Origin of the sequence: Pectobacterium sp. HCp5_1 (assembly GCF_032905925.1) — a bacterium.
Classification (GTDB): domain Bacteria; phylum Pseudomonadota; class Gammaproteobacteria; order Enterobacterales; family Enterobacteriaceae; genus Pectobacterium; species Pectobacterium brasiliense_A.
Map to the genome: position 1 here is coordinate 34,549 of NZ_JAUMIO010000030.1, position 8,925 is coordinate 43,473.

General features: G+C 48.7%; 9 protein-coding genes. 7 read left to right on the forward strand and 2 right to left on the reverse strand.

Features of this window, described 5'->3' with window-relative positions; all coding sequences use genetic code 11:
• Window positions 1-23 precede the first annotated feature (23 nt).
• The 3 genes from lolB (at window position 24) to prs (ending at window position 2,608) form a co-directional block, all read left to right on the forward strand.
• A complete protein-coding gene (gene lolB / locus Q3A88_RS17480) occupies window positions 24-647 on the forward strand; it encodes a lipoprotein insertase outer membrane protein LolB (RefSeq protein ID WP_039288033.1) in 624 nt (207 codons plus the stop codon).
• A gap of 3 nt (window positions 648-650) precedes the next feature.
• Complete coding sequence (gene ispE / locus Q3A88_RS17485) at window positions 651-1,523, forward strand: 4-(cytidine 5'-diphospho)-2-C-methyl-D-erythritol kinase (protein ID WP_233990358.1); 873 nt, start codon at window positions 651-653, stop codon at window positions 1,521-1,523.
• A gap of 137 nt (window positions 1,524-1,660) precedes the next feature.
• Window positions 1,661-2,608, forward strand: coding sequence for a ribose-phosphate diphosphokinase (gene prs / locus Q3A88_RS17490; RefSeq protein ID WP_010274915.1), 948 nt, complete (start codon window positions 1,661-1,663; stop codon window positions 2,606-2,608).
• Window positions 2,609-2,982: 374 nt separating this feature from the next.
• Here prs and ychH read toward each other — a convergent pair whose 3' ends face one another.
• Window positions 2,983-3,252, reverse strand: a complete 270-nt coding sequence (gene ychH / locus Q3A88_RS17495) for a stress-induced protein YchH (protein WP_014915433.1) — start codon at window positions 3,250-3,252, stop codon at window positions 2,983-2,985.
• Between the two features lie 314 nt (window positions 3,253-3,566).
• Between ychH and pth the strand changes: the two genes are divergently transcribed.
• The 4 genes from pth to Q3A88_RS17515 all read left to right on the forward strand — a co-directional run bounded on the left by pth (window position 3,567) and on the right by Q3A88_RS17515 (window position 8,782).
• Complete coding sequence (pth, locus tag Q3A88_RS17500; protein ID WP_110163320.1) at window positions 3,567-4,154, forward strand: aminoacyl-tRNA hydrolase; 588 nt, start codon at window positions 3,567-3,569, stop codon at window positions 4,152-4,154.
• Window positions 4,155-4,283: 129 nt separating this feature from the next.
• Window positions 4,284-5,375, forward strand: coding sequence for a redox-regulated ATPase YchF (ychF, locus tag Q3A88_RS17505; protein ID WP_039275079.1), 1,092 nt, complete (start codon window positions 4,284-4,286; stop codon window positions 5,373-5,375).
• A gap of 214 nt (window positions 5,376-5,589) precedes the next feature.
• Window positions 5,590-6,771 carry a tyrosine-type recombinase/integrase gene (locus Q3A88_RS17510; protein WP_317178349.1) on the forward strand — a complete coding sequence of 394 codons (1,182 nt, stop codon included), beginning with the start codon at window positions 5,590-5,592 and terminating at the stop codon, window positions 6,769-6,771.
• A gap of 613 nt (window positions 6,772-7,384) precedes the next feature.
• A complete protein-coding gene (locus Q3A88_RS17515; protein WP_317178350.1) occupies window positions 7,385-8,782 on the forward strand; it encodes a hypothetical protein in 1,398 nt (465 codons plus the stop codon).
• A gap of 48 nt (window positions 8,783-8,830) precedes the next feature.
• Here Q3A88_RS17515 and Q3A88_RS17520 read toward each other — a convergent pair.
• The coding region (locus Q3A88_RS17520) for an IS1 family transposase (RefSeq protein WP_317177888.1) at window positions 8,831-8,925 on the reverse strand (95 nt) is incomplete at its 5' end.

Below are 8,925 nucleotides of genomic sequence, written 5' to 3' on the forward strand. Positions count from 1 at the left end.
TTCATTTACAGGATACGACCGACATGCCAACCAAAACCGTCCGATGCCTGCGTTTACTGCCTTTAGCCAGCGTATTGCTTGCCGCCTGTAGCATTAATCAACCGACCCAAACGGGTAAAAGCCCTACCTCGCCAGAGTGGCAACAGCATCAGCAAAAGGTCCAGCAACTCAGCCAATATCAGACACGCGGCGCTTTTGCCTATATCTCCGATAGTAAAAGAGTATCAGCCAATTTCTTCTGGCAGGACACACCGCCGCAACGTTATCGACTGCTGCTGACCAACCCGCTCGGCAGCACCGAATTAGAACTGCGTGCCCAGCCTGACGGCGTGCAAATCACCGACAATCAGGGTAAGCGTTATGTGGGTAAAGATGCCGAATACATGATTCAGCAACTGACCGGCATGGCGATCCCGCTGAATAATCTGCGCCAGTGGATCCTCGGCATCCCAGGTGACGCCACCGAATTCACGCTGGACGAACGCTATCTGCTAAAAACCATCACCTATCGCCAGGGCAACCAAAACTGGAACGTCAGCTATCAGAGCTACAACACCGAGTTAACGCCTCCGCTGCCAACCAGTCTGGAGCTGGTTCAGGGTGAACAGCGTATTAAGCTGAAGATGAATAATTGGATGGTTAAATAAGCGATGCAACCGACGGTTATCGAGACATGGCCTGCCCCCGCCAAACTGAACCTGTTTCTTTATATTACCGGCCAGAGAAAAGACGGGTATCACCTGCTGCAAACGCTATTCCAGTTTCTGGATTACGGTGACACTTTGACGATTCGGCCACGTGATGACGACCAGATTAACCTGCTTACCCCTGTCGACGGTGTAGAGAACGAGAAAAACCTGATCGTCCGCGCCGCACGCTTATTACAGCAGCACTGCGAACGCTACGATATTCGCCCTGCTCGGTTCGGCGCAGACATCAGTATTGAGAAATGCCTGCCGATGGGCGGCGGGCTGGGCGGTGGTTCATCCAATGCAGCGACCGTTTTGGTCGCTCTCAACCATTTGTGGCAAAGCGGGCTGAGCGTGGATACGTTGGCCGAACTGGGGCTGCAATTAGGTGCAGATGTTCCCGTCTTTGTTCGTGGGCATTCTGCCTTTGCCGAAGGCATTGGCGAGCAGTTAACCCCCGCAAATCCGCCAGAAAAATGGTATCTGGTCGCTCACCCTGGCGTGAGTATTGCCACGCCGTTGATTTTCGGCGATCCTGAGTTGACGCGGAATTCGCCAATTCGTGATTTAGAAACTTTATTAAACCAGACCTTCGTCAATGATTGTGAAGCTATCGCAAGAAAACGTTTTCGTGAGGTTGAACAGCTACTTTCATGGCTGCTAGAATATGCCCCGGCGCGCCTGACTGGAACGGGGGCTTGTGTGTTTGCAGAGTTTGACACCGAGTTCGCAGCCCGTCAGGTGCTTGACCAGGCCCCAGAATGGTTAAACGGTTTCGTCGCGAGAGGTGTTAATATCTCTCCGCTACACCGTACGCTTTCTGGGCAACGTTAGGTTTTGCCACACACCGGCTGCCATGCGGCCAGTCTGTAGCAAACTTAATTCATACACCCGTATGCATGTTGTACCTGTTGTTCTTCCTTGCTTGGCAGGTGCAATATTTCTCTGGACGCAAGCCTGAGGTTCTTCTCGTGCCTGATATGAAGCTTTTTGCTGGTAACGCCATCCCGGAACTAGCACAACGTATTGCCAACCGTTTGTACACTAGCCTTGGCGACGCCGCTGTCGGTCGTTTTAGCGATGGCGAAGTCAGCGTGCAAATCAATGAAAATGTACGCGGTGGTGATATTTTCATCATCCAGTCCACCTGTGCACCCACCAATGACAACCTGATGGAACTGGTTGTGATGGTCGATGCTCTGCGTCGCGCTTCCGCGGGACGTATTACCGCCGTTATCCCCTACTTCGGCTATGCCCGTCAGGATCGTCGCGTGCGTTCCGCACGTGTGCCAATCACCGCGAAAGTCGTTGCTGACTTCCTGTCCAGCGTGGGTGTTGACCGTGTTCTGACTGTGGATCTGCACGCTGAGCAGATTCAGGGTTTCTTCGATGTCCCGGTAGATAACGTATTCGGTAGCCCGATCCTGCTGGAAGACATGTTGCAACAGAATCTGGAAAACCCGATCGTGGTTTCTCCAGATATCGGTGGCGTTGTGCGTGCCCGCGCAATCGCTAAACTGCTGAACGACACCGACATGGCGATCATCGACAAGCGCCGTCCGCGTGCCAACGTTTCTCAGGTGATGCACATCATCGGTGACGTCGCTGGCCGTGACTGTGTGCTGGTTGACGATATGATCGACACCGGCGGCACACTGTGCAAAGCGGCGGAAGCGCTGAAGGAACGTGGGGCTAAACGTGTATTCGCTTATGCCACACACCCGATCTTCTCAGGCAATGCTTACGAGAACATCAAGAACTCTGTAATTGATGAAGTGATTGTCTGCGATACCATTCCGCTGGCGGAAAACATTCGTTCACTGCCGAATGTTCGTACGCTGACGCTGTCCGGTATGTTGGCCGAAGCGATTCGTCGTATCAGCAACGAAGAATCCATTTCTGCAATGTTTGAACATTAATCGCCGCTGATCGAGTAATCGATCAAAAACGATAATGAGGGAGCCACCTGTAACAAGGTGGCTTTCTTATTTCTCTACACGTCATACTTCAAGTTGCATGTGCGTTGGCTTCGTTTAAATACTCGGCCCGTCGTGGGCCTCGCCCTAAAGGGCCGCTGCTAACAGCGTTCAAATCTGCTCCTGGCAGATTTGTCACCCGAATCACTTACTTAAGTAAGCTCATCGGGATTCCTTCCCTTGCCGCCTGCCTGAAACTCGAATTATTTAGTGTATACGTGAAAAAAACAAAAAACCGCCATAGCGAGGCTACAGCGGCTCTATTGTTCATTTTCATTAATGCTTATAGCGTATTAATACTTATGGGTAATTAACGGTTATTGATGGCGCTGGCGGCGACAACGCTTATCAAAGTGTTTAACCCACCAGTAACGATCCGCGACTTCTTCACGCCCGCTAATACGCGCCCCCGCCAACCAAAATATTGCGCCAGAAAAAATACTGACCAGATCAATGTAAGTCATATATTCGGGAACATTCAGTTTCGGGAACTGGCTGGCGATAGAAAAACCGATGCCGCCGATCATCATGATCATCCCGATACCCATCAATACATTACCTAGTACTGTCACGTTCTTGCGTTTCATCTGCCACCTCCAGATTAATTCTGTGGATGAATCGGAGTGCCATTACTGTTTACTGTCTTATTATTGATGTAATTATAGACAATAACGTACTTAGATGATTGCGGGAGGGATCACAGATAAGGGGAATGATTAATATTTTTTTACGTTTAAACAAACAAATAGACAAAAATCCGAATAATCACATCACTAAACAAATAACATTATTTTTACATTCCAACACCGATATTTGGCTATACCTCATGCGGTGTGTAAACTAGCGCTTTCGTTTATCACGCTACCCTGCGTCAGTTTAAGCACGTAATCTGGAATATACCGTGAGCAGCATTAAATTAATTGTTGGCCTGGCGAATCCCGGCGCTGAATACGCCGCCACCCGCCATAATGCGGGTGCCTGGTTTGTCGATCGTCTGGCGGACACTTACCGTCAGCCGCTGAAAGAAGAAAGCAAATTTTTTGGTTACACCTCCCGTCTGAATCTGGCTGGGCAAGATGTACGTCTGCTGGTTCCCACCACGTTCATGAACCTGAGCGGCAAAGCCGTCGCGGCAATGGCCACCTTCTACCGCATCCAGCCTGATGAAATTCTGGTTGCACACGATGAGCTGGATTTATTACCGGGAATTGCCAAACTTAAGCTGGGCGGCGGACACGGCGGCCATAACGGTCTGAAAGACATCATCAGTAAATTGGGGAACAACCCAAACTTCCATCGTTTACGCATCGGTATCGGCCATCCGGGTGATAAAAGCAAAGTGACCGGTTTTGTGCTGGGCAAACCGCCGACGAGCGAACAGACGTTGATCGACGATGCCATTGACGAAGCCGTACGCTGCACAGAAATTCTGATGAAAGAAGACATGATCAAAGCGATGAACCGCTTGCATGCCTTCAAAGCGGCATAATCTGGTCAGAATGCGGATGGCAGATCGAGATAAATCGCCATTCCGTGTATAATCGGCCGAAATATTTCCATTCTGACAGGCAAGAGATAGTAATTGCCTGATTAATAAGTTATTTAAGGTGATATAAACATGGGATTCAAATGCGGTATCGTTGGGCTGCCTAACGTCGGTAAATCCACTCTGTTCAATGCGCTGACCAAAGCCGGCATCGAAGCGGCCAACTTCCCGTTTTGTACCATCGAGCCGAACACTGGCGTAGTACCGATGCCCGATCCACGTCTGGACAAGCTGGCTGAAATCGTTAAGCCACAGCGTATCCTCCCTACCACCATGGAATTTGTTGATATCGCCGGTCTGGTAAAAGGCGCGTCCAAAGGTGAAGGTTTGGGTAACCAGTTCCTGACTAACATTCGTGAAACGGAAGCCATCGGCCACGTTGTACGCTGCTTCGAAAACGACAACATCATCCACGTCAACAACAAAGTTGATCCAGCTGATGACATCGAAGTCATCAACACTGAATTAGCACTGTCTGACCTCGACACCTGTGAACGCGCCATTCATCGCGTGCAGAAGAGAGCCAAAGGCGGCGATAAAGATGCTAAAGCTGAGCTGGCCGCGCTGGAGAAATGTTTACCGCAGTTGGAAAACGCAGGCATGCTGCGCTCGCTGGATTTAAGCGATGAAGATAAAGCAGCCATCCGCTACCTGAGCTTCCTGACGTTGAAACCAACGATGTACATCGCCAACGTCAACGAAGACGGTTTCGAAAACAATCCATACCTCGATAAAGTGCGTGAAATCGCGGCCGCTGAAGGTTCTGTCGTTGTGGCCGTCTGCGCTGCCGTTGAATCGGATATTGCCGAGCTGGACGATGCTGACCGTGAAGAATTTATGGCTGAGTTAGGGTTAGAAGAGCCGGGTCTGAACCGCGTAATTCGTGCAGGCTATGAGCTGCTGAACCTGCAAACTTACTTCACCGCTGGCGTGAAAGAAGTTCGTGCCTGGACCATCCCTGTCGGCGCTACCGCCCCGCAGGCCGCTGGTAAGATTCACACCGACTTCGAAAAAGGCTTCATCCGCGCCCAGACTATCGCCTATGAAGACTTCATCACCTACAAAGGTGAACAAGGCGCGAAAGAAGCCGGAAAAATGCGCTCAGAAGGCAAGGAATACATCGTTAAAGATGGCGATGTGATGAACTTCCTGTTCAACGTCTAAATAGCTTCTGTTGTCTCATGCGATATCACAGCATCGCATAAAGACTAACAAATCCCATAAAATCCATGCGCTTGCGTGGATTTTTGCTTTCATGGTGTCTCATATTATCTCATGACAGCGCAGTCAAAAATGAGTACAGGCATGAGTACAAGCAGTTTCCATCTACATTTTAGGTGAGTACAATAGCGGTATAAGAAATAGACAAGGACTCGCTATGCTCACTGATACTCAATGCCGCACTGCCAAGCCGAAAGAAAAACTATATCGACTCAATGACTTCAACGGTCTCTACCTCGAAGTGAAACCCAACGGCAAAAAGGCATGGCGCTATCGGTTTAAACTCAACGGCAAATCTAGCATGTTTGCGCTGGGCGAATATCCAACGGTAAAACTCGCCGAGGCGCGGGAGAAATGCGAGCAAGCACGCAAGCAAGTCACTGAAGGGGTCAACCCGGCACAGGCCAGACAGCTAGATAAAATCCGCAAGGTTAACGATGCCTCCAACACCTTTGAGCTTATTGCCAAAGAGTGGTTGCAGATGAAAGACTGGGCCGACATCACCAAAACGCGCCGCCTTGATATGCTGGAGCGTGTGGTTTTCCCTGCCATCGGCAAACTTCCTATCAGGGAAATCACCCCGCATCACATTCTTAAAATTCTTCAGGAAACGGCTAAACGCGGCGCACCAACAGTAGCCGCTGAAGCACGCCGTACCATTTCATCGGTTTTCGAGCTAGCGGTAGCGACCCTCAGAGCAGACAGCGATCCTGTCTGGCCTGTTCGCAAGGCACTTCCGGCAAACAAAACGCAGCACAAACAGGCATTGAATCCGCAGCAAATCGGGAAGCTATTAAGCTGCTTTGACAACAGTCGCGGCTCATACCAGGTTAACTATTGCATGTGGCTGATGTGGTGGACGCTGGCGCGACCCGCCGAAGTTACCGAGGCAGAATGGGCAGAGTTCGATCTCGATAATGCACTGTGGACCATTCCGGCAACGCGAATGAAAGCCCGCAGAGAACACGTTATTCCCCTTCCCTCCCAAGCGGTCAACATGCTCAGAACGCTACAGGGATTTACCGGGCATCGACAGCACCTTTTTCCGGGCCGAGATAACCCACGTGGCCCGATGACATCTCACTCACTACGCCAGCTACTTAAAAGCCTCGGCTGGAGCGGAATTTATAGCCCTCATGCTACCAGAACCACAGGCAGCACACGGTTAAACGAGATGGGCTATCGGCCTGATGCTATCGAGGCTCAACTTGCACATGCTGATACCAACAATGTTCGCCGCACGTATAACCACGCGACTTATCTTGATGAACGCAAAGTGATGATGCAGGATTGGGCGGATAAGCTTGATGGGTGGGTTCAGGTCACTGTCGAGGTATAATTTCAGCAGCGCGGGTACTGACTCGGCGTTATGAATCCGCGCTGCTCAAATTCCACGTAGAGCTGATTCTCATCATCCCTTCAGATACGGAAGCGGCAGTTTATTGAGACATTTAGTCGATGTGAACGCAGTTCTGGGGGAAACATAAGACAGAGTAGCACCTAATCCATATGCCATAGCGGCTGCCCAAAGAAAAATACAATGATATTTGTAAATACGGTCTGGTCCAGCACATAGAATGCGTACTGTACAGTGAATCATCGAAGTCAAGCTTTCCATGAAAAATATGGTAGTTGATGTCTTGGCAGTCGAAAGAGTACCCTCCAGCAACGCAGCTGACGAACGTGTTTTCGTCGATACCCCCGCTACACCGACATTGTGAGCGGAGCAGCAGCATGAATTACAACTTCAAAAATCTCTCATGCTTTGAGCCTTGCATTGTCGTGTGTTAATCACTGGGGAGCAGGTCACTGCAGTAGGGGGCAACCTGTGGGTACGCAATCAGATGTTTTATCCGCACAGTCCCAAGAAATTGCTGTATTTATATTTACAAGTTGATTTAAATTACAATTGGTTAATTAGCAAGGTGACTGATATTTCATAAGGAATGCTAATGCACAATTCAGCATCTATTAAGCTTGATCTCAACGAATTGCAAGGTTGCGGTCCTCTGCTCAGAAAAAGCAAATTGCAACCCGGCGACGTTCTGTTGGTGCGTGGAAACAATCCATTTAGCTCATTGATCGTTATGATGAGTGGTGGTCAATATTCTCACGCCGCTATTTGGATTCCGGTAGGGAATGCCGATTTCACAGATCTTTTCCTTGCTGAATCTGACACAGCCGGAGTCGGATTCACCTCTATCATTCCAATGAGTCTTTACCAGGAAGGACTGTCGACCTCTGAGACGGTATATTGTATTCCTGATAATCCTAAGAACTGGGTTTTACTGCGTCACCCTGAATGTAAAAATATTGATGCTGCCCAGATGCTTCAAGCGTCAATACAGCTCCAGAAAAATGATTTTTTCAAAACTTATTCAGCTGTGCCACGGTTGCTTGAAGCCGTTACGTTACCAACCCCTTATCATATTCTCTTTAAAGGTCTAGCTCAAACAGTAGAGTGCTTCCGTATTGATAAAGGCACTAGGGGAGCATTCTGTTCAGAGCTGGTCGCAACTTTTTTCTCAACACTTGGCCTTGATCTATTTTCTAATGACCGGCCCCCAAACACCGTAGCACCAAATGATTTTTTATTGCCAGAATGCTGCTTAAAGGTGGTTGCTGATGCGTTTGTAGATACAGACACTCTACCTCCGGGAACTTATGGATACGGCTCTATTGTTCAGGCCAGAAAGGATGACCCTTACCTAAGCGAAATGATAAAGAGTCGTGGTGTTAGCGATCAACTTAGCGCTACCGTTGATAGCTTAAAAAGCAACCTGCGTGAGGTACATGCTAGGCTTACTGAGCGACAGAATAAACAGGCAACCATCATTGAAAACCAGTTTATGCAGAGTATTGAGAAAGCAGAAAAGTGGGGCGATTCAAGTGAGGTTGATAAATTACAGCGTTACGTGACAATGTATAAGTACGGGAACCGCTTACTTCTATGTTCAGATGAGTATGATAAACGTCTGCGTAATGTAGAACCTCCGTCAGAGGATATAGTTTCCTGGAACAATGCGAACGCGACTCTACATTATATTGCCATCGAAATGATGTCTTGTTCTCAAAATGCGTTAATCCGAATCGAAATTATTTCAGGCCTGCGCAGAATAAGGAAAACACACAGTAACTCAAAACCGAGTATACTGGAGTTAGTAAAATTCAGACGCTATCGGGTAAAAATATTGAAAGACTGGCAGAAGCGCAAACATGAATGCTATGAGGTCCGTGATTTTCAGAAACGATTGCTAGTGAAAGGAATGCTCAGCAAGCAAGCGCAGGCCTATATGCGCGATGTGGCCCAAATAACTTGTCAGTGCCTGATTAATGATTTTGCACCTTGAAATAAGCTTGATACTATTTCGGGTCACGTATTCAATATGTAGATCAGGTCATTGCAGATAATGTTCACGTTCGATGAATGTGCCGATTATCTTGTCATGCATTTCCACTGATTTTGAGTACCCGATAGTTTTACGATTCAGTC